At 70.7% G+C, this 19,460-nt stretch carries 20 protein-coding genes; 12 read left to right on the top strand and 8 right to left on the bottom strand.

Annotated features, from left to right (window positions below):
• Window positions 1–180: 180 nt before the first annotated feature.
• The 3 genes from P3T27_RS37230 to P3T27_RS37240 all read right to left on the bottom strand — a co-directional run bounded on the left by P3T27_RS37230 (window position 181) and on the right by P3T27_RS37240 (window position 1,948).
• Window positions 181–600 (bottom strand): hypothetical protein, encoded by a 420-nt coding sequence (locus tag P3T27_RS37230; protein ID WP_280685757.1) that lies wholly within the window; start codon window positions 598–600, stop codon window positions 181–183.
• 164 nt (window positions 601–764) lie between these two features.
• Window positions 765–1,664 (bottom strand): DNA ligase, encoded by a 900-nt coding sequence (locus tag P3T27_RS37235; protein WP_280685758.1) that lies wholly within the window; start codon window positions 1,662–1,664, stop codon window positions 765–767.
• Between the two features lie 50 nt (window positions 1,665–1,714).
• A complete protein-coding gene (locus P3T27_RS37240) occupies window positions 1,715–1,948 on the bottom strand; it encodes a hypothetical protein (protein ID WP_280685759.1) in 234 nt (77 codons plus the stop codon).
• A 166-nt stretch (window positions 1,949–2,114) separates the two neighbouring features.
• Between P3T27_RS37240 and P3T27_RS37245 the strand changes: the two genes are divergently transcribed.
• The 7 genes from P3T27_RS37245 (at window position 2,115) to P3T27_RS37275 (ending at window position 8,356) form a co-directional block, all read left to right on the top strand.
• Window positions 2,115–2,888 (top strand): hypothetical protein, encoded by a 774-nt coding sequence (locus P3T27_RS37245; protein ID WP_280685760.1) that lies wholly within the window; start codon window positions 2,115–2,117, stop codon window positions 2,886–2,888.
• A gap of 76 nt (window positions 2,889–2,964) precedes the next feature.
• On the top strand, window positions 2,965–3,366 hold the full coding sequence (locus tag P3T27_RS37250; protein WP_280685761.1) for a hypothetical protein: 402 nt from the start codon (window positions 2,965–2,967) through the stop codon (window positions 3,364–3,366).
• A gap of 68 nt (window positions 3,367–3,434) precedes the next feature.
• Window positions 3,435–4,643 carry a tyrosine-type recombinase/integrase gene (locus tag P3T27_RS37255; RefSeq protein ID WP_280685762.1) on the top strand — a complete coding sequence of 403 codons (1,209 nt, stop codon included), beginning with the start codon at window positions 3,435–3,437 and terminating at the stop codon, window positions 4,641–4,643.
• A 71-nt stretch (window positions 4,644–4,714) separates the two neighbouring features.
• On the top strand, window positions 4,715–6,016 hold the full coding sequence (locus tag P3T27_RS37260) for a hypothetical protein (protein WP_280685763.1): 1,302 nt from the start codon (window positions 4,715–4,717) through the stop codon (window positions 6,014–6,016).
• Between the two features lie 319 nt (window positions 6,017–6,335).
• On the top strand, window positions 6,336–6,968 hold the full coding sequence (locus tag P3T27_RS37265; RefSeq protein WP_280685764.1) for an endonuclease domain-containing protein: 633 nt from the start codon (window positions 6,336–6,338) through the stop codon (window positions 6,966–6,968).
• 180 nt (window positions 6,969–7,148) lie between these two features.
• Complete coding sequence (locus P3T27_RS37270; protein ID WP_280685765.1) at window positions 7,149–7,508, top strand: hypothetical protein; 360 nt, start codon at window positions 7,149–7,151, stop codon at window positions 7,506–7,508.
• On the top strand, window positions 7,505–8,356 hold the full coding sequence (locus P3T27_RS37275) for a hypothetical protein (RefSeq protein WP_280685766.1): 852 nt from the start codon (window positions 7,505–7,507) through the stop codon (window positions 8,354–8,356). Before P3T27_RS37270 ends, P3T27_RS37275 begins: the two co-directional genes overlap by 4 nt.
• A gap of 426 nt (window positions 8,357–8,782) precedes the next feature.
• On the opposite strand, the gene P3T27_RS37280 is transcribed toward P3T27_RS37275, so the two are convergent.
• From P3T27_RS37280 to P3T27_RS37300, 5 genes are all read right to left on the bottom strand, one after another.
• Complete coding sequence (locus P3T27_RS37280; RefSeq protein WP_280685767.1) at window positions 8,783–9,763, bottom strand: recombinase family protein; 981 nt, start codon at window positions 9,761–9,763, stop codon at window positions 8,783–8,785.
• Window positions 9,764–9,913: 150 nt separating this feature from the next.
• Window positions 9,914–10,243, bottom strand: coding sequence for a hypothetical protein (locus tag P3T27_RS37285; protein WP_280685768.1), 330 nt, complete (start codon window positions 10,241–10,243; stop codon window positions 9,914–9,916).
• A 1,247-nt stretch (window positions 10,244–11,490) separates the two neighbouring features.
• Window positions 11,491–14,535, bottom strand: a complete 3,045-nt coding sequence (locus P3T27_RS37290; protein ID WP_280685769.1) for a Tn3 family transposase — start codon at window positions 14,533–14,535, stop codon at window positions 11,491–11,493.
• Window positions 14,536–15,249: 714 nt separating this feature from the next.
• Window positions 15,250–15,474: a DUF397 domain-containing protein gene (locus P3T27_RS37295; RefSeq protein ID WP_280685770.1), complete on the bottom strand. Its 225-nt coding sequence runs from the start codon at window positions 15,472–15,474 to the stop codon at window positions 15,250–15,252.
• Window positions 15,474–16,349: a helix-turn-helix transcriptional regulator gene (locus P3T27_RS37300; protein ID WP_280685771.1), complete on the bottom strand. Its 876-nt coding sequence runs from the start codon at window positions 16,347–16,349 to the stop codon at window positions 15,474–15,476. The genes P3T27_RS37295 and P3T27_RS37300 overlap by 1 nt, the downstream gene beginning before the upstream one ends.
• Window positions 16,350–16,624: 275 nt before the next feature.
• Here P3T27_RS37300 and P3T27_RS37305 point away from each other — a divergent pair, with 275 nt between their 5' ends.
• The 5 genes from P3T27_RS37305 to P3T27_RS37325 all read left to right on the top strand — a co-directional run bounded on the left by P3T27_RS37305 (window position 16,625) and on the right by P3T27_RS37325 (window position 19,428).
• A complete protein-coding gene (locus P3T27_RS37305; RefSeq protein WP_280685772.1) occupies window positions 16,625–17,161 on the top strand; it encodes a hypothetical protein in 537 nt (178 codons plus the stop codon).
• A gap of 152 nt (window positions 17,162–17,313) precedes the next feature.
• Window positions 17,314–17,868, top strand: coding sequence for a hypothetical protein (locus tag P3T27_RS37310; RefSeq protein ID WP_280685773.1), 555 nt, complete (start codon window positions 17,314–17,316; stop codon window positions 17,866–17,868).
• Window positions 17,865–18,410: a deoxycytidine deaminase gene (locus P3T27_RS37315; protein WP_280685774.1), complete on the top strand. Its 546-nt coding sequence runs from the start codon at window positions 17,865–17,867 to the stop codon at window positions 18,408–18,410. Before P3T27_RS37310 ends, P3T27_RS37315 begins: the two co-directional genes overlap by 4 nt.
• Window positions 18,407–18,946 carry a dCTP deaminase gene (locus P3T27_RS37320; protein ID WP_280685775.1) on the top strand — a complete coding sequence of 180 codons (540 nt, stop codon included), beginning with the start codon at window positions 18,407–18,409 and terminating at the stop codon, window positions 18,944–18,946. The genes P3T27_RS37315 and P3T27_RS37320 overlap by 4 nt, the downstream gene beginning before the upstream one ends.
• Window positions 18,943–19,428: a hypothetical protein gene (locus P3T27_RS37325; protein WP_280685776.1), complete on the top strand. Its 486-nt coding sequence runs from the start codon at window positions 18,943–18,945 to the stop codon at window positions 19,426–19,428. The genes P3T27_RS37320 and P3T27_RS37325 overlap by 4 nt, the downstream gene beginning before the upstream one ends.
• Window positions 19,429–19,460 lie beyond the last annotated feature (32 nt).

Consider the following 19,460-nt stretch of genomic DNA (forward strand, 5'->3'; position numbering starts at 1 on the left):
TCACCTGACCGGACGGATGGCTCTTGCTCTCGCCGGAGAACCACTGGCTCTCAAGCAGACCGGAGTCGTGGCTCTCGTTCACCCCGATAAAAACAACCGTGAAGAGCAGCGGCCGGCCTGACCCCCCGAGCGGGTTGGAGCGCTGCACCGGAGGGACGGCGCCGGGCCTTCGGCCGGGATCTACTTCCCCGAGCTGCCGGTCATGATTGCCCGCATCTCATGCAGGGTGGCGGCAGTGCGGGTGTAGGCGGCGATCAACCGGACGACCCGCTCGGGGTCGTGGATCTCGAAGCGCTCGCCGAGTTCGTCGGGCGAGCAGACAAGGTAGGCCGGACCCGGGGTGCCGTCAGCCAGGGACCGGGCGGCGAGGTCGATGGTGACCTCCAGCGAGGGCCAGCGGTACCCGTACCCAGGCCCGGGCCACTCGGCCAGGGTGAAGCCGGCGGTCGGCCCGTAGTGGATGACGTCGGCGAGCGTCCGGCGGTCGCCTGCATGGTCAGGGTGGGGCGGCGCGTCGTTGCACCAGGGCGGGCAGGTGAACAGCCGCTGGCCGTCGGGCCCTGTTGCGGGAGCCTGCAGCGTGGCGATGTCGATGGTCATGGTGGAGGCATCGGCGACGGCCGCCTGGGCCGCGATGACCGGTTCGAATGAAGCCCCGCTGGGGGCGGAGCGACCCGCCTTCGGTTACCTCTATCGGGCGACGGATAGCTGCGCCCGGGCTCAGCAGACAGCGGATCGGGGCGGCGGTTCGCACGGCTCTTGGCCTACTCCTCGGGCCGCATCCGGACGAATCGGACCTGCCTATGGCGCCCCGAGCCGACCAGCACTTCCACCAGGGGCCGTGGTTCGGTGATCCAGTGCACCCAGGCGTGCGAGGGGTCCGGACGTAGCCGGCTGCGAACCGCCTGCACCACCTGGTGGGCCTGCACGGTGGTGAGGCGGGGTGAGGTGGTCGCCTGTCGGCCGTCGGGCAGGTGCACGAGCAAGGCTTCGGGCCGAGCCGGGTCGCCGACGATCCCGGCGAGTTCGCAGTCGGAGGTTTCGGTGTGCCGCAACTTCACCCACGAAGAACCCCCCGGCCGGTAGGGGGCCGCAGCCGCCTTGCAGACCAGACCCTCCACACCTGCAACCTGCAGGTCCCGGTACCAACCGATCGCCGTCTCCCGACTGCGCGTCGCCATGACCTGTTCGATCGGCGGATGGGCCCCGGCAAGTACCTCCGCCAGGAGCTCGCGGCGTTCGGTGAGCGGCAGGCCCCGGACGTCGCGCCCCGGGACGGCGAGGACGTCCCAGGCGACATAGCTCACCGCGACCCGGTCAGCGGCCCGGGCCCGGGCCGAGCGCAGCACCTCGGTGAACGCGAGCCGACCGTCCCGGTAGGCGCAGACCTCGCCGTCGAGGACGACGCCCGGGTCGAGCGTCTCCGCCAGCGCCGACAGCACCTCCGGGAACCTCGTGTTCAACGGGCGGCCGCGCCGCGACCACAGCTCGATCCCGGCCTCGGTGCGCACCGCACAACAGCGGACGCCGTCCAGTTTGATCTCGTACAGCGTGCCGCCGGGCATGCCGTCCTCGGCCGGGAGCACCTGCACCGGTCGCGGCTGCATCAGCGGCACCGGCGGGTGCAGGACCAGCGGACTCGGCGCCTTCCGTCGCGTGGCCACGCCTCCAGCGTCGCGCGACCGGCCGCGACCAGGGCGCCGGATAGGGCCGCTCAGCCGAACGCGGACCTTGGTGCCCGGTCCTCGCGGCCGGAGGTCTCCGCCACCTGGCCTTGCTGCTTGCGCACCTCGCGTTCGGCCCACGCGGTCACGGTCGCGACCTGGTCGGGGCGCACGCCCCTGGTGACGGCTGCGAGGACTGCCTCGGCGCGTGCGGCGTGTCCGCCCTGGATCGTGCACGCCTCTCCGACGGGGGCCTCGCACGCGGGGCACGGCTCGGTGAGCATCTGCCGGGCGGTCAGACGGGGTACGCGCCCCGAAGGCGCCACCCCGCGCTGACCGGCGCCCCATCGGAGGCCGCGTCAGGAGGTCTTCGGGTCACCCCTGGGTGAACTTCAGCATGTCGTCAAGGTATCCCTGACAGAGCTTATCTGTCAGGGATACCTTGACAACATGACGAGTGATGACACACCGACCCCCGGCACCCTCGTGCCGGCCGACGAGGCTTTCGTCGCCCACGCCCACGCCCTTCGGCGGCTCGTGAACACCGCGCTTGAGCAGTTCCCGCTCGACCAGAGGGCCTCCGTTGACGGGGCGCCGACCCTGTCCGACGCCATCGAGCTGCGTGAACTCGCCGACGAAGTCGTCAGGTGGGCGGCCATCGCCGAGCGCGAGCGCGGCGCAACCTGGCAGGACCTCGGCGACGCCGCTCACAGCAGCCGCCAGGCCGCCCACGAGCGGTGGATCACCCAGCTCCGAGGGTGGGCCCTGATCAACAGACGCCGCCGAACCCCCGCCGGGGAGACGGCCGACACCCGGGCGCTCGCCGCAGAGCTGGATGCCTGGTACGCCGAGCTCGTGCCCGGAGAACCGCCCGCCATCAGCGCCCACCTCGCCGCCGCCGACCCCCGCAACGAGGCGGACCGGCACCTCGCCCAGCAGCACCGGACCGAGGCCGTCGAACTACGCGCCCGGCTCGACCACGAGCGCGCCTACAACGCCTACATGGGCCAGGAGCCTGGAGGCTCGAAGGAGTCATGGGCAGAGGCGCACCTCGCGCGTGCCGAGGCCTACGAGCGCCTGGCCGTGGTCGAGCCGATCCTGCGCAACGACCACCGCCAGGCGGCGCTCAAGGAGCGCGAGATCGCCGCCGGGATCCTCGACCCCTCCGCCTGGACGGCCGAGCGGGACGGCAAGATCATCAACGTCACGTCCCGCGGAATCTGACGCACCACCCGTCGCCGCACACCGGCCCGCCGGCAGCGGCCGTGCACCACCCGACCCCAGCGCAGAGGAGAACCTGATGTACGACGACGACACCCGGCAAGGGGCCACCATCCTCACCACCGTGACCATCGACCAGGTCCGCGAGCTCGCCGACTTCATCCAGGACCGCATCCGGCCGAAGGTGGTGGACGCCACCGGGCCGCGCACCGACGAGCGACGAACGGCCGAGGCGCTGTTCGACCAGGTCAACTCCGCAGCCGCCGCCCTGGAGACCTACCTGCTGCCGTCCGCGGCCGACGAGGACGAGCGGCTGGCAGCCGCCAAGCGGGTCCTGAGCGCTGACGCCTGGGATTTCCTGGCCCGCACCGCCCAGCTGTGGGACGACCGACCCGCATACGCTGAGCCGATCTGGATGGGCACCCAGGAGATGGAACTCATCGCCCTCAACGCGCACGCCCCGGCCCAGACCAGCGCCTGAACCACCTCCCGGGCGGCGCTCCTGCAGCGCCGCCACCACACGACGAACCGAAGGGAGCCCGCCCGCCCATGGCCGCCGACGCCGCCGACCAGGACATCTTGGACGCAGAGCTGGTCGACGACGACGCGGTCGACTGGTCCGGAACCGCTCTGCTGCCGGCCAGCACCCGCAGTCACCACCCTCGCTACCTCGTGGACCGGCACACCGTCCTCGCCCCCGGCGAGCTGCCGCCCACCGCCGAGGACCAGCCGCGCTACACCGAGGCGGACTTCCGGATCTCCGCGGACACCGCCCAGCGCCGCGCCCGCGCCGGCGCCGACAACACCCGCATCAACCGCGCCGCCGCGATCCGCCGGTTCGAGCAGTGGTGCGCCGCCGAAGGCCGCGTCGCCAGGCCCTGCACCGACGCCACCTACCTCGAGTACGCCGCCCACCTGATGCGCCAGCAGCCCAGCCCCAAGGCCGACACGATCAACACCTACATGGGGCACATCTGGCGCTGGCAGCCGCCCGGCCGCAGGCCCGAACGCGACGAGACGCTCGCGCTGCTCGACACCTACCGCCGCGAGAACCCCCGGACCAACCGCAAGAAGCAGGCCCCCGCCCTCCAGCTGTCCGACGTCCTCGCCATGATCGACGCCTGCGACGAGTCCACCCCCACCGGCCAGCGCGACGTCGTACTGCTCGGCATGATGTACCAGATGCTGGGACGCCGCAGCGAACCGGCCGCCGTGGACATCGAGTACCTCGAAGTGCTCGACCACCAGGTCGTCATCGACCTGGAGATGGACAAGACCCACCAGGATGGCGAAGGCCTCGACCTCATCCGCCTCCACGACCGCCCGGACACCCAGCTCGTCCGCCGCACCCGCACCTGGCTCGCCTGGCTGCGCCAGCAGGGCATCACCAACGGCCCGCTCCTGCGCCAGCTCTCCGTCGCCCACAACCTGACCAAGCGGGCCCGATCGGCCGGCCCCGAAGCCCGGCTGTCCCCCGCCGCCATCGGCGAGCGGATCAAGGTCCTCGCCGCAAACGCCGGCATCCGCAAACCGGCCACCATCACCTCCCAGGGCATCCGCGCCGGGGCCTCCACCGACCTCGCCGAACACGGAGTCCGCGGCAAGCAGCTCGCCCGCGCCGGACGCTGGCGCGACGACTCCGCCATCCCCGAGCAGGTCTACGTCCGCCCGCTGATCGACCCCGCCGTCGATCCCTTCGCAGCCGTCCCGGCCGCACGGCCCGGCGAACCAGCCCAGGAAGCACCAGCACCAGCCTGAACACCAGCCGGTCCCCGAGGTCACCCCTTCGGGGACTGGCCCTCCCCGCCCCATCGTGAAAGACTCCCCGAGTGAGGGATAACGAGCCCGAATCCACCAGCGAACTCGACACCGACGGCCGCCACCGCGCCGCGCGCGAGGAACTCCCCGTCCTGGTCGACCTCGCCATCGCGGAAGGCGTCAGCAAGGCCGTCGAGAACGGGCTGCGCTGGATCGAAGGCACCCTGAAACTCGCCCTGGACGACGACGACTTCCGCATGCGCTACGGCAGGTCCCTGCGCGACCTCCTTGGCCCCGGTGCCGCCGAGCTCCTGCGGCTCACCGCCCAGGGCGAGCTGCGCAAGGCCGAGCTGCAGACGCCCACCAAGGGCGTACTCGCCTCCCAGCGCCGCCGCGCCACCATGCTCCGCCGCCTGGCCGCGACCGCCGGCGTCCCCTGCGGCGCCCCGAGCTTCTCCAAGCCCACCCTCAAGGACTCCCTGCCGAGCTGGGCCCGCTCCGCCTTCCACGACCGGCTGGACACCCTCGTCCAGCGCCGCCCCACCGACCACCAGCGCGCCAGGATCCTGGCGATCATCGGCGTGGTGCTCGACACCGCCGCCCGCGCCGGCGAACTCTGCTCCCAGGACCTGGACGACCTCTCCCCGGACCTCTCCTGGACCAGGATCCGGCGCAACCCGCAGGCCCAGATCGCCACCGAGGCGATCACGGAGGTCTGGGCGCTCTCCCCGACCAGTCGCGCCGCCGTCGGCCACTACCTGCCGCTCCGCCAGGACCTGGTCCGCGGCATGGAGGGCAGCGCGGATGCGCTGTGGGTCTCCCTGCGCGCCAACCACAACGGCGGGACCGCCGCCGCGGGCAACCGCGGTGCCCGTCGCCCCGGCATGCGGCTGGAGACGCACGGCCTGGCCACTACCTACCGCAAGCAGATCCAGCTGATGAAGGACGACCTGACCGCCAGGGGCGGGAAGGGCTGGGAGATCCCGGTTCGCATGGAGCAACTGCGCCGCGGCGTCCAGGAGCGCGCCCGCCGACGCGCCCAGGACCACCCGGACGCACCGAAGCGCGACCGATGGGCGCCGGTGCTGGTCCTCGGACCGACCCCCGACGGCAAGCGAACCGCCCAGGCCTTCGCCGACGTCGCCCGTGCCGTCGACGCCTTCCACACCGCCCGCCCGAAGGCGGACGGCGACGACACCGAACCGGCAGTACAGCGCGCGCGAAAGGACCTCACCGAAGCCACGCGGCAGGCCTGGGCCACCGGCCCCGGCCACATCCTCGTCCTCACCGTCCTCCACCAGGCCGGCCTCGCGCCCACCGACCTGGCGGCCGCCGGCTACGACGGGCGCCTGCTCGCCGCCCTCGGGGTGTAAATCACCCAACCTGAAAGGCCCGCCCCGGTGATGCGGAGTGTCTTGGACGGCCCTCCGCCGGCCCCACTCCGACGGTTTCGTCTGGCCCCCCCGAACGGTCAGCGGAATGACTGCCTCGCCCGCCACGGGCCCGTTCCTGCTGGCTATGTCTGTAGGCCAGCCCGGCAAGCGGCCCGCCTTCGAACGTTTGGCGGCGCCAACTCCCACCGTTCAGGCGGGGCCACTGGACTCTGTCGCAGACACAAATAGAAGGTTGGCCCCGGCGCCGTCGCCCGGACCGCGCATCATGCACTGGGTACCGTCGGCCGATGACTCGAACGTGACGAAGCCCTGCCTCGAAGGCCACGCCACCAACCGGCCAACCGGCCCCGAACTGGCCCGCCAGGATCTGCGCACAGGCCTGTACCACCTCTGGGACCCCCGCTACGGCCCACGGTTGGGTTTCTGCCCCCGCTGGAACAGCCCCTGCCGGGCACTGATGCCCGATCCTTGGTACCGCGTCCCGGACACGTACCTCGGCCCGCCCGCAGGAGCCGCCACCGTCCCCCCGGACCAGCGCTGCAACACCTACGGCTGGCCTCTGTACGTCGAGCGCCCGATCGGCCCCCTCCCGAGGCAGTGGCCCGCACGCGGCAAGATCCCCCGCTGGTACGTGTGGTGGCGCCTCTACGAACTCCAGGACGGCCGCTGCGCCTGCTGCGCAACCTCCCCGGCCACCATCGACCATGATCACCGAACCGGCGAGGTCCGCGGCCTGCTGTGCATCTCGCACAACGCGCAGGAGTACCTGTACCTCAACGGGCAGCGGGCATGCACCCACGCACGGCCCCATTGCTTCGAGGAGTACTGGAACTCCTCACCGGCCCGCGAACTGCACTGGACCCAGGTCGGCCAGGCCTACCACCACTCGGCAGACCCCCGGGCCCGCTCGCACAGCCCAGCCCAGCCCTGAACCGCCAACCCGGCCGATGAGAGACTCCCTCCGGCTTCCGCGCCGGGCCCGGACCAGGCAGCAGGTGACGTCCACCCGTCTCACCACCAGCGCCGGGCAGGACGCCCGGTGGCCCCACGGCCGACATCGGCCCCCGAAATCCCCCACGACTGGCCGTCAGCGACGGCTACGCTCCCGTCCATGACCCACGACACCACCAGGAGCCTGCCCCTGCCGGCCGTCGGTACCGTCCACGCCCTCGACGCCTTCATCCAGGCCCGCCTCGAAGAGTCCGTGCAAATCCTCCTCGAGCGCATCCCTACCGACCAACGCGAGACCCCCGACGCGGTCGAACTGCTCCGCCTGCCCCGAGCCCTCGGCCAATCCGCACACGCCGCCGCCCAGGAACTGGAGCGCCATCTCCTCGCCGGCCAGCCCGAGGAGACCCCAATCCACCTGCTGTGGAACCTCCTCCTCAACATCGCACGCCCCTACCAAGACCGCTCCCGGCCGGCGAGCGTGCGTGAAGCCCTGGCCGCCGCTGACGAGGCGCAGCCGTGATCAGCGCCGTCCGCCGACTGCTGACCCGTCGTCCGGCCTGGGAGCGCCGCGGACACTTCCGGAAGGGTCAGCAGGTCCTCACCCACCGCGGCGCGCCTGTCACCGAGACCGTGGTGTGGGTCAAGGACGGCAAGGTCGGGATGAGCCACAACGGGCTGATGACCGTGTGGACCGAAGCCGCCGAAGTACGCCACGCCCATGGCTGCCGCCCCTGCCTGGACGACCTGAACGCCCAGCTAACCACCCACGCCGAAGAACAGCACACCTACTGGAACCAGTGGCCCAGGGACGCCCGGGACGCCCACGAGAAGGCCATGGACGACATGGTCCATGGCTCCGACCGCACACACTCCTTCGGGCCCAACACCCGGATCCCGGCGTGGATGCGTGCGGAGTTCGACGGGAGGATGCACCCCTCCACGTCGCCCTCCCTCGCGCTCGGCAGGCTCTGGGACCCGCTGGACTGGCCCCGCATCTGCCGTGAGCACCCTGACTTCGTCCTGGAGCCGGCCTGGCAGGACGACCTCAACACCGACGCCCTGGTGGCCGCCTACCAGCTGCTGCGTGACCGCAGGTTCGACCCCTACCTGGACGTGGACCTAGAGATGGAGCTCCGGCCTGTCCCGGAGGCGCCGGCCGCGATCACCGCCAGCGCCGTCGTGACCCGGCTCGCGGTCGAGCAACAGCTGGATCCCGACACCTACGACGAGGTTGTCCGTCTTCTCGGTGACGCCAGCACTCACCCGTCCAGCAGCCTTTGCTACCCGATGCTCCCCGACGGCCCGGGAGAAGACCGCACCCAGCCCTACACGGTCAGCGCCAACACCGAAACGGTCTGGGGCTGGTAGCCCGGCGGGGTGTGCCGCCCGCGCCGCCCTGCCCGACGGCGAGGACGGGTGTGAGTAGTTGGCGTACAGGAAATCCCGGTGAGATTGATCTTGGTCAGCTAGCACACCTGCCGGGGGCCTAGCTGAGGTTCACGACTTCCACCAAGCCGATGCCCTCGCCCGCACCTTCCACGCCCGCCAGGTCCAGCCCCAGCCCCGCCGGCATCCGCCGCGGCGGTCGCCCAGCCGCAGCAGCAGAACCGGGAGCCCAGGATTGGGCGGTAGACCCGGACACGGCCCTGCGCTCGGGTAGCTACGGCAGGGGGACAGGTAGCACTGAGTAGCTCTCGTGACTCACCGTGAGATGGCTGCTGCTGGTCGGGGCTGGCGGCGGGTCGCTCGGCTCCGAGCCGTGGGGCGCCGCCCTTCATCCGGTGCTTGCGGGGATCACAGCGCTGCCCCTTCCGGGCGGTGGGTGGCGGCCGGCCGGCTGTGCTGGGTCACCAGGTGGTCGCACGGCTCGATCCCGTCGGCCAGGGCCTCGGCCGCCGCGTCGGCTTCCTCGGCTTCGGCGAGCGCCCGGTAGACGGAGGCCACCGACGGGTTCTTCCCGGTGTTCTTGCCGGTCTTGATGACCAGTTTCCCGGCGATCTCCGGCACCGGAATGCCCTTGGCCTTGAGCGCGAGGGCGAAGGTGAGCATGTCGTCGTCGATCACCTTGGGCCGGCCGCCGTGGTTGCCCTTGGCCGCGGCGATCTGCTGGCCCTCCAGCGTCTTCTCCCGGATGTAATTGCGTTCGATCTGGGCGGCGGCGGCCAGCACGGCGAAGAACATCGCGCCCATCCCGTTCGGGTCGTAGACCCCGGTCAGCGGGCCGGTCAGCAGCTCCAGCAGGATGTCCGCCTTCTCCAGGTCGGAGGACAGCTGCATCAACTCGGCCGCGTTGCGGGCCAGGCGCTTCATCTCGTGGACAGTCAGGATGACTGCCTGGTCCGGGGCGGCCTCCTTGATGTTGTTGGCCAGCGCGAGCGCGGCCTCCATCTCGGGCCGACGGTGCACCCGGGTGGAGATCTTCTCCTGGAACACCTTCGTGCAGCCGGCCTTCTCTAGTGCGACCAACTGACTGGCGATCTCCTGCTCAGCCATCGAGCAGCGTGCGTACCCGATCCGGATCACCGCCGAGCCGGTCTCGGCCGGCCGGACCGCCAGTGGCGGGCGCTCGACCCACACCCGGCCCGGTCCCCGGCCGGCGGGAACCAACACCTCCAGCTCCTCGCGCAGCTTGGCCACGAGGGTGAAGCGGGCGGTGTGGTACTTCGCAGCGACCTTCCCGCCGAGGGTGCGGCACGGGCTTCCCGCCGGGGCCTCGCACTTGGGACAATCGTGCCGCTCTACCGCATCTGCGGCCTGATCGTGTGTCAGATCCATGCCGGGATTCTCGCAGAAGTGCCTCTCAGAACACGGTGGTTCTGAGAGATGTTCTGCGAACGGAGACCTGGGCAAACCGGACGCGATCCGGGCCTCTCCCAGAACTCGCACAACTGGTCATTTCTGCGAACCGCAACCCGGCGGGCGCCGTCATGCGTGCCAGATGATCGCGCTCGCGGAAAGGGGCGACGTCGTGAGCACGGTGAAGTAGCCGACAGTCCCGGCGTCGCTGGAGAAACACCCCATCTGGCCGACCCGCAAGGGGACGTACCCTGGCCCGCTCGTCTGTGCCGTCAATGCGGAGCCGCACTGGTCGGGGGTCGGCGGCTTCGTCCCGCTCCAGGGAACAAGCAGTTCGCCACCGATCACCTGCGGCGAGCACGCTCCGCACAGGTACAGCGCCTCGCCTGCCAACAGCGCGGTGGCGGGCGTCGCCGCCACCGGGTGGGTGTCCGAGCCGGGCTGCGAGGGGAAGGTCAAGGTCCCCTGCCACAACACCTGGCCTGGCGTGCCGGCGGGAGTCGACGGGGGCGGTCCTGGCGACAGTGTGGCGCCGGGGCCGGCGCCGGTGCCGGTGCCGCCCGCGGACGGCCCCCCTCCTGGCTCTGCGGTGCCTGGGCTGCCCGGGGCAGGCAAGATTGACTGGGTGGGCGCGGGCTGGGTGATGATCGGACCCGGGGACTGACGGTTCGCCAGTGCGAAGAGGCCGACGAGCAGACACAGACCGGCTCCAGCGACAGCCCACCCCCACGACCGGGATCTGCGGGCCGCGACCGCCAGGTTGCCGACGGCGGCCCGCGCCGGGGCCGCGACGGTTGCCGAGCGCGGGGACATCGGTGGCTGCGCGGGCGCGGAGCGGGCGCGGATCACCGTCTTCGATGCCTGACGACCCGCCCGGCCTTCGGCGACGGTCTCCGGCGCGGCGTTCGGGGCCGCGTGCGAAGGCGGCCCGCCGGCCGCTGGAACGTCGAGTAGCGACGCAAGGAAGCGTCGCCACCAGTTGCCTCCGATGGCCCGCTCCGACACCGGCTCCGGGAGTGGATGGGGCGCTGCGGACAGGAGGGAGTTCATGTAGCGCCGTTTGAAGCTCAACTGCTCACCTCCCCAGTCGTCTCGGCCTGTGGCTGGACGGGCATCGGCGGATGCTCCGGCCCAGATGGGACGGTCACTGGAGCATCCGGGTTCCGCTCGGCCTGTGGCTGGACGGGCATCGGCGGATGCTCCGGCCCAGATGGGACGGTCACTGGAGCATCCGGGTTCCGCTCGCCTGCATCCGGACTTCCGCCCTGGACGACCTCCTGCACTGTGCGTAGGGACCCCAGCTGTCGCAGCAGTGCGGGGGCGGAAGCACCGGCGGCCACGGCCGCGTACAAGCCGGTGATCTGAGAGTGAAGAAGCCAACCCACCAGGGCCCCGAGCAGCAGCCGGCTGACGGCTGCTGCCAGATCCGCCGGCGGGTCCACGTAGGCGCGCAGTGGCGGGAGCCTGCGGCGCTTGGCGTCCCGGGCCCGGCGCCGCGCCGCCTGCCACGTCAGCACACGCCCGTTGAACACAAGTGCTTCGATCATTGCACCGCCGACCGCCCCGTAGGCCGCGCCGTGGATCCAGTCCACCTGGCCCCCCAATCGTCGCGGACATAATCCAGCAGTTGACCGCGGCGGATCAACCGGATCCGCGCAATCGCCACAGTCGCAACGCGATTTGCAGCCTGCCGAAATGAGGGTGCGTCATATCCCAGCGCCCTGGGTCGGCTGCTCGGAACGCGGCCCGGGCACCGTCGCAACCGACGGGAGGAGGTGGAGGCGGGAGTTCATGTCCAGCTCGAACCGGCCGTAGGGGTTCACGTGGGTCCAGAACAACGGGGAGAGGCCGCGCCGGTCGGCGTCGGTCAGGCGGTCGGCCCACTTCGGCTCGGCCAGGACCTGCTGGATCAGCAGCGTGTTGACGTGGACCAGGGCGGACTGGAGCAGGTGCAGCGCGAGCATGCTGACCTCCATGCTCTCCCGGTCCTCGCCGGTCAGGTCGCCGTCCTTGCCGTAGAACAGGTCCTTGTTCGCCGAGTTCCAGTTCTCCACCACCTGCAGCCCCTCGTTGATCTCCCGGCGAAGTCCCTCGTCCGCCAGGTAGTCGCAGATGAACGCCGTACGCACCGCCCGCCCCAGCTCCTCGATCGCCTGGAACGTCGGGTGCTTGGGGCCGCCCCGGGTGAAGCGTCGCAGCACCTGCTCGGCCTCCGCCGTACCGAGCCGCAGCGCGGTGGTGTACTTCACGATCTGGTCGTACTGCTGGGCGATCAGGCCCCAGTTGATGGTGCGGCTCTTCGGGGTGAGCACCGGGGCCAGCGTCGGCCACTCGCCGTCCTCGTCGGTGCCCGGCCGATACAGGGTGGCACGGCCGATGTTCTTGAGCCGGGGCAGCAGCTTGAAGTCGAGCATGTGCGCGAACGCGAACCCGACGATGGACGCGCCGTGGGTGTCGGTGTACTGGCGATCCACCTCGGTGTCGGTGCAGTGCCGCAGCACGCCCTCGATCATCGCGGCGACCTCGGACGCCGAGCAGTGCTTGAGCTGGGAGTAGATGCACACCGACTTCCGCTCGACGTGCCAGTAGATCATCACCCCGGGCCCTCGGTAGCGCTGGTGCCACTCGGTCATCAGATTCGAGGACCAGGCGCCGAATTTGCGGCTGTCGGAGGCGCACGCCGTCCCGGTGCCCCACCAGCCCTTGTCCCGGGCGGCGAAGGTGGCGTTGACCAGCTTCACCACCGCAGCGCGCATGTTGGCCCGGTTGACGAACAGGTGCCGCACCCGGCGAAGCGTCGCCTCCGTCTCGCCGTGCTTGCCAGTCACCGCCACGCGCTTGATGCCCATGTTGGTGCCCAGGGCGAACAGCACCAGCAGCAGCCGGCGCCGCAGCTTGTCCTGGGGCAGGTTCTGGCGGGTGGCCACCGAGGAGAACTCCTCGGTGAAGCCGACGTCGAACTCGGCGTACTTGAGCATGTCCAGCAGGTCGATCGTGCCCCAGCGGCGCTCGATCTCGGCCTTCACCGCCGTCAGGTTCTCCGGCTCCTCCTGCTTGTCCAGCGGCGGGACCTTGATCCACGGCTCGCCTCGCCGGATGGTGACTGTCACCCCGCCGGCCGTGCCGTCCACCAACGCCTGCTCCAGACGGTCCAGGGCCTCACGGTGGCGCTTCTGCAGGGCCGCGATGAACTCGGCTGGGTCCTGCGGATGCCCCAGCGCGTCGTAGTGCACGTCGCGGTTGTCCTCGAAGTCGGCCGGCAGGTCGTCCTCCGGATTGCGCCACCGGTTCGCACCGACCACCCAGATCTCCCGGCGCCGCAACGCGTCCCGCAGCGAGACCAGCACGCACAGCTCGTACGGGATCCGCTCCACCCGGCCCTTGTCGTCCACCACCGCCGCCCGCCACTGGGCCGGCACCACCCCCTCCAGCGGCACCGTCTCGGCCGGGTCGAAGAACGCCCCCTCCTTGAGCGGCTGGTCCAGGTACCGCTCCAGCAGCTCGATCGCGTCCATCACCGGCCGGTGCGCGTCGTTGTTGCTCTTGAGCGTCAGCGCCTTGAGCAGCGGCTTGAGCATCCGGCGCCAGTGCCCCGAGTACGACGAGCGCAGCACGGTCCGCACCCTCGCCTGGTACTGGCGCTCGTTCGCCGCGGCCTCCGCCGCCAGCGCCTTGAGCGTCTTCTCACCGCCCATCACCGGGTAGATCACCCGCCGCACGATGCCCGACGGCTCTGCCAGCGCGGCCTCCGCGACCCGCAGCAGCATCGCGTCCTTGCCCCGGATCTTCTTCAACTCGTTGGTGAACTCCTTGTCCACCTTCTTCTCCGCCCGGGTGTTGATCCGCAGCACCAGCTGGGTGAACAGGTCCACCAACGAGTCGGTGATCTCCGCCTCCCGCACGTGGCACAGCGCGGCCAGCAGCGTCCAGCGCACCTCCGGCTTCATCCGCGGCGGCAGCAGGTTGGCCGGGTACTCCTTCGAGGCCCGCGCCCGCCACGACTCCACCAGCTTCTCCGACACGTTCGCGAACAGGTCCCCGGGCAGCGCGAGCCGGCGCACCCGCTCCAGCTTGTTGATCTCCGCGAACAGGCTGTCCAGCCCAGGCGCCCCCGGGTCGGCCTTGAGCTCGGCGAAGAACGCCCGACCGCCGCCCGCCGACGTCGCCTCCTCCGCGCCGCCGTCACCGTCCTCCTGATCGCCCGTCACCAGCTCGTCCAGCCGTGCCCGGGTCAGCTGAGACAGCCGACGCACCGTCCGCCGGCAGAACTGCGTCTCGAAGTCCTTCACCGCGCTCGCCACCAGCCGGCGCACCTGCCCCGGCGCCGGCGGCTCGATCCGCTCGTTGCGGCACCGGGCCACCACCGCCTCCGCCAGCCGCTCGCGCGACAGCTCCACCGGGCACAGCTCAGTGGCCAGCCACTCCGTCAACCTGGCCTGGTCGTCCTCGGTAGTGGGCCGGAAGCCGTAGACCGAGCGGATCTCCACCCGGTGCCGCTGAATCGCCTTGCCCAGCCAGTCGTAGGACCCCCACTCCCCGACCGGCACCTTCACCTGCTGGGCCACGTACCCGACCACCGCGCCCGGCACCTCCCCGGACCCCTCCGGGAACCGCGCCTCCACCTCGAAGAACTTCAACAGCAACGCGAACCCGAGGCGATTCGCCCCGGACTTGTTCCGCAGCCGCCCCATGTCCTCCTCCAGCAGCGTCCAGACGGAGATCAGCTCCTCCGGCTCCCACTCCTGCTGCACAACCCCTCCTCGGCCTCGGCCACGCCAGCGTGATCAAGATGCCGACGGCCAGCCCGGCCGGGACGAGAACACCGAAACCCGTGACAACAGCCCGTCAAATCGGCTACGCAGAGCTACTTGTCCCTCTGCCGTAGCTACCCGAGCGCAGGGCCGACACGGGACGGCGGAGCGAGACCGGTTCCGCTGTCCCTCCTTCGCCGGAGGGTGTCGTACGGAAGTAGTCGGCGCGCAGGGACCGGAAGACGGACTCCTTGACCTCTCAGGTCACAGCTCCGCAGCGGCTCCAAGGAGCTGCCTGGGCCCGGAGTGCGGGCGCCAGGGCCGACCCGCGCCCTAGCGGCGGCAGCGGCTAGCTGCCCCCCCTTCGGGCCGCCGTCCTGCGGCCGCCGCCACGCGGGCCGAGCACGGCTGGCTCCGTCTCGATCGAGCCTTGCGGACGCACGACTACACGAACCTCGTCGAGACAGCCGAAGACTGGGCGGAGACCGACCGCACGCTCGACGATGACCTGCAGGTCTATGGTCGGCCGTCCGCGATCTTTGGCGACCAAGATCCGCATTCGGCCAAGACCCTTGGCTACGCCTCCGGCGATTCAACCGCTCCGCTCGCCGTCTCGGCAGTTGCCCGCTTCCTCGGCCTGGCGAACGGTGTAGACCACCGGAGCGACGCCGAACGCCAAGTCCCCGACAGTAACGGGGCGTTCACCCGAATCGGTCAGGCAGTGAACGTCTTTGCGAACTTTAGGAGCTCCGTGAACGCCTCGGGCGTGATGAGTAGGGCCGGGCCGTCGGGGTCTTTCGAGTCGCGGATGGCGACGGCATCGTAGGGCGTGCCGGTCAGGTTGGCGATCTCAACACAGTTGTTCCCGGATCCGCTGTAGGACGACTTGATCCAGTCGGCCACGTCGGCGAGTTCGGGGGCGGTGGTGTGCTTGGTCATCAGATGCTGGTCTCTCGAATGAGTTGTTGCAGGAATCCGGGCGTCGCCTCGGCCGGGAGCGCCGAGCGGGACAACGACTCGAAGCTGCGGACGAAGGTGCCGACGTCGCGCGGCTTGTCCGTGATGGACATCCCGGCGCCGGCGGTGTCCACCTGGACCGTGGCGGGCAGCCTGTCGCCGAGGTCCAGGAGTGTGAAGTCGGCGAGCGCCAGGTAGCCGCGGTTGGCCTGGGGGAGGACCTGCACCGTCACGGTGTCGAGCCGCGCGAGGCGCAGGATCTCCTCGTACTGCTCGCACATGGTGCTCTCGTCGCCGACGACGTACCGTATCGCGGGCTCGTAGAGGATCGCCCACAACTTGACGGGATCGTCCGGATCATGCAGGCGTTCCTTGCGGGCCATTCGCAGATCGACGGACTTCTGGATGAAGTCGCTGGTCGTCTCCTCGATGGGCTTGGCGAGTAAGTGGAGTGCCTGGGCGTAGCGCCGGGTCTGGAGCAGGCCGAGTACGACGGTCGGGTGGAAGGCCCGGATAGCCTGTGCGGCGCTTTCGACGCCGAGGAATCGCGGCATCGACGGCGCCATGGTGGCCGCTGTGTAGGGCGTCCACCAGTCCTGGCGGGCGGCGGTGCGCTGGAGCTCCACCAGCCGGTCGACCTGGTCGTCGTCGTCGACGCCGTACCTGTCGAGGAGTTTGCGCAGGTCTCCCGCGCTGCGCAGGTCTTGCAGTCCGGTCTCGACGCGCTGGAGTTTCGTCTCGGAGAATCTCAGGCCCTTGACGGCGTCTTCGAGGGTGACGCCGGCCTGCTGGCGCAGTTCGCGGAGGTCGTGGCCGAGTTCGATGCGCCGTGCTGTCGGCCGTGGCCGTGCTGACACGTGGTTGCCTCCCGGGTGCATGCGTCTACCGCCCGTGCTGATGCGCGCAGTGTGGCACGTCACGTGCTCGCCACACCAGGCCATGCGTTTGCGCTGGCATGTGCCATCTCCTCGGCGCCGGGTGATTCAACGCAGATTCAGTTGCAGATTCAGCGTAAGCGCGCCACCTTGATGACACGCCCTGTTTGACGGGGCATCAGCGGCGGATTCGCCCTGGCGTCGCGGACGCCGCAGCGCCGCCGGTTCCTCGACGACGAGCCCCCCTTTGGCAGGCCATGATGACGTCCTCCACCCCCGCGCACCCGCTCCCGGATCCCGGGCCCATCCGGCCCCCGCGTTCCCGCCGGCGCCTTGCCCGGCTGCCCGCTCCGCTGTGGCTCGCCTCCGCCGCCGAAGGCGACCGGGACGCGACCCTCGCGTCGTGGCCGGGCAGGCCCGGCGGTCTGCTGCTGCTGCCCTGCGGGGTGCGCTGGGACGCTGTCCGGCTGCCGGAACGGCTCGGCCTGGCCGTCCTGGAGGCGCTCCTGCGCGATGCCGCAGAGCCGGGCCCGGTCCTGCACGACCGCGACACCGCGCTCGTCTACGTCCTCATCCCGCCGGACAGCGGCGTCGACTGGGGCAGGAAGAACGCGCGGGCGCGGCTGCTGTCCACCGGCTGTTACCTCGCCGTCCCCTCGCCCGAACTCGGCTTCCTGAACCGGGCGGTCGTGTGGGCTCACATGCCGCCCCTGCCCGCGCCGACCGACCCGCGCGACCTCGCCGCCGCGCTCGACACCGTCGCGGCCATGCCCTCAGTCGCCGCGGCGGCCTGACCACCCCTTCGACTCCACACCGGCCGACGGACTGGACCCCTTCCGGCCGGTGTGGCCCGGGCGGGCCCGGCCCGCCTCCCCCGCGGAGGCCGGGCCCGCTCACTCTCGCTCCCGGCACCGACGGTGCCGGACTCGCCAGAACGGAGCACGCGATGCGGATCGCGACCTACGGACGCCCCGGCGCCGGCAAGAGCACCTTCACCGGGATGCTGGCCGAGCAGTTCGGCCGCCGAGGAGTCCCCGTCGTCAGGATCAAGCTCGGCGCCCCTCTCTATGACCTCCAGAGCCTCGTGTACCAGGTCGCGGGGCGCCCGCTGGTCAGCGCGGACCGGCAGGACGGGCAGCTCCTCAACGCGCTCGGCTCCCACCTGCGCCGGATTAACCCGGCCGCACTGACCGACACCTTCGAGGCGAAGGTGAAGGCGGCCACGGAGGAGAACCCCGACGCGGTGATCCTCTGCGACGACGCGAGGGCCGCGGACGTTGACGCCCTCGACGCCCTCGGCTTCAAGTTCATTCAGGTCTGGGCGCCCGACGACTTCCGCCGCCTGCGCAAGGCGCAGCGCGGCGACCTGACGCCGGGTGACGAGAACCACCCCACGGAGGCGGAGATCACCATCACCCCGCATTACCGGATCGAGAACGCCGGATCGGTGCAGGCCTTGCTGGTGCGGGCCGAGGAACTCGTCGACGGGTTCGTCCTGTGATCCTCACGGGCCACCGGATCCGCGAGGAGGTGGCGACTGGCCGGATCACCATCGACCCTTTCGACCCGGCCCTGCTCAATCCGGACAGCTACAACTACCGGATCGGCCCTGTCCTGCGTGTCCACCGTACCCACCGCATCGATGCCCACGCTGAGCACGAGCTGGACGAGTTCACGATCCCGGCTGGCGGCTGCGTGCTGGAGCCCGGCCGGATCTACCTCGGCACCACCGTGGAGAGGTTCGGCAGTGCGCACTTCGTGCCCAGCCTCATCGGGCGCAGCAGTGTCGGCCGTCTCGGTGTCTTCATGGAGTACTCCGCCTACATGGGCAACTTGGGCGCCTGCCACGCCTGGACGCTGGAGATCGAGGTGGTGCAGCGCACCCGGATCTATCCCGGCGATCGCATGGGCCAGATCACGTGGACGGTGAAGAGCGGCGAGGTCCCGGAGTACACCGGCCGGTTCGGCCGGATCGACGAGGCGACCCTTCCGTCCTCCGGCCACTTCCTGACCACCCCACACCACCTGGAGGTACCGCTGTGATCCTCACCGGCCCCAAGATTCGGGAGGAGCGCGCTGCCGGCCGCATCACGATCGAGCCGTTCGACCCGGGGTCCGTGAACCCGGACAGCTACAACATCACCCTCGGTGCGACGATCGGCTACTACACCGAGGCCGTGCTCGACACCCGTCGCCCGAATACCTACGAGACGGTGGAGATCGGGCCGGAGGGATTCCTGCTGGAGCCTGATCGCATCTACCTCGGCCACAGTGTTGAGGTGATCGGGAGCGATCACTATGTGCCCACCATGCACGGCCGCTCCGGGTTCGCCCGGTTGGGCGGCTACGTCCACGTCACCGCGGACCTGATCGACCAGGGCTCGGTCGGCCAGCTCACCCACATGCTGCGCGTCGTCCAACCGCTCGTCGTCTACCCGGGCGACTCCATCGCGCAGGTGGACTTCCGCGTTGTCCTCGGCGAGCCGATGCTCTACCGGGGCAAGTACCAGGGCAGCCGCGGGCCGATGCCGTCCCGGATCCACCTCGACGCCCCCCGCGCCCTGGCGGCCGCCTCGTGAGCGGCCCCGGCCCGGTGGACGCCGTCAACCCCGCCGTCACCTGCGCCGACCCGCAGGCTGCCCGCTTGGTCGCCACCGCCTACGACGTCATCCGCCAGCGCTACGCCGAAGGCCGCCATCAGATCGGCGCCGCGATCATCGCCGCCGACGGCAAGGTCTACTGCGGCATCCACGTCGAGGCCATGGTCGGCCGCTACAGCATCTGCGCCGAGATGGCCGCGCTCGCCGCCGCCCGCCTCTACACCCGGCAGCCGCTGATGGCCGTCGCCGCCGTCCGCTACCCGAAGCCGTCCGAGGCCGGTGGCGCGCGGATCGTCTCCCCCTGCGGAGGCTGCCGCGAGGTCCTCCTCGACCACGCCCCGCAGATCCAGGCGGTCGTCCCCCAGGGCGAGCACGGCGTCTTCGCGCCCCTGCACACCCTGCTGCCGGTCAAGTACGTCGGCACGAAGTGGGCCGCTCAACTCCCCACCCAGACACCGTAAGTGATCACGCTGTGATCGTTGGTAGCGTCGTC

Source organism: Kitasatospora sp. MAA19 (assembly GCF_029894125.1).
Classification (GTDB): domain Bacteria; phylum Actinomycetota; class Actinomycetes; order Streptomycetales; family Streptomycetaceae; genus Kitasatospora.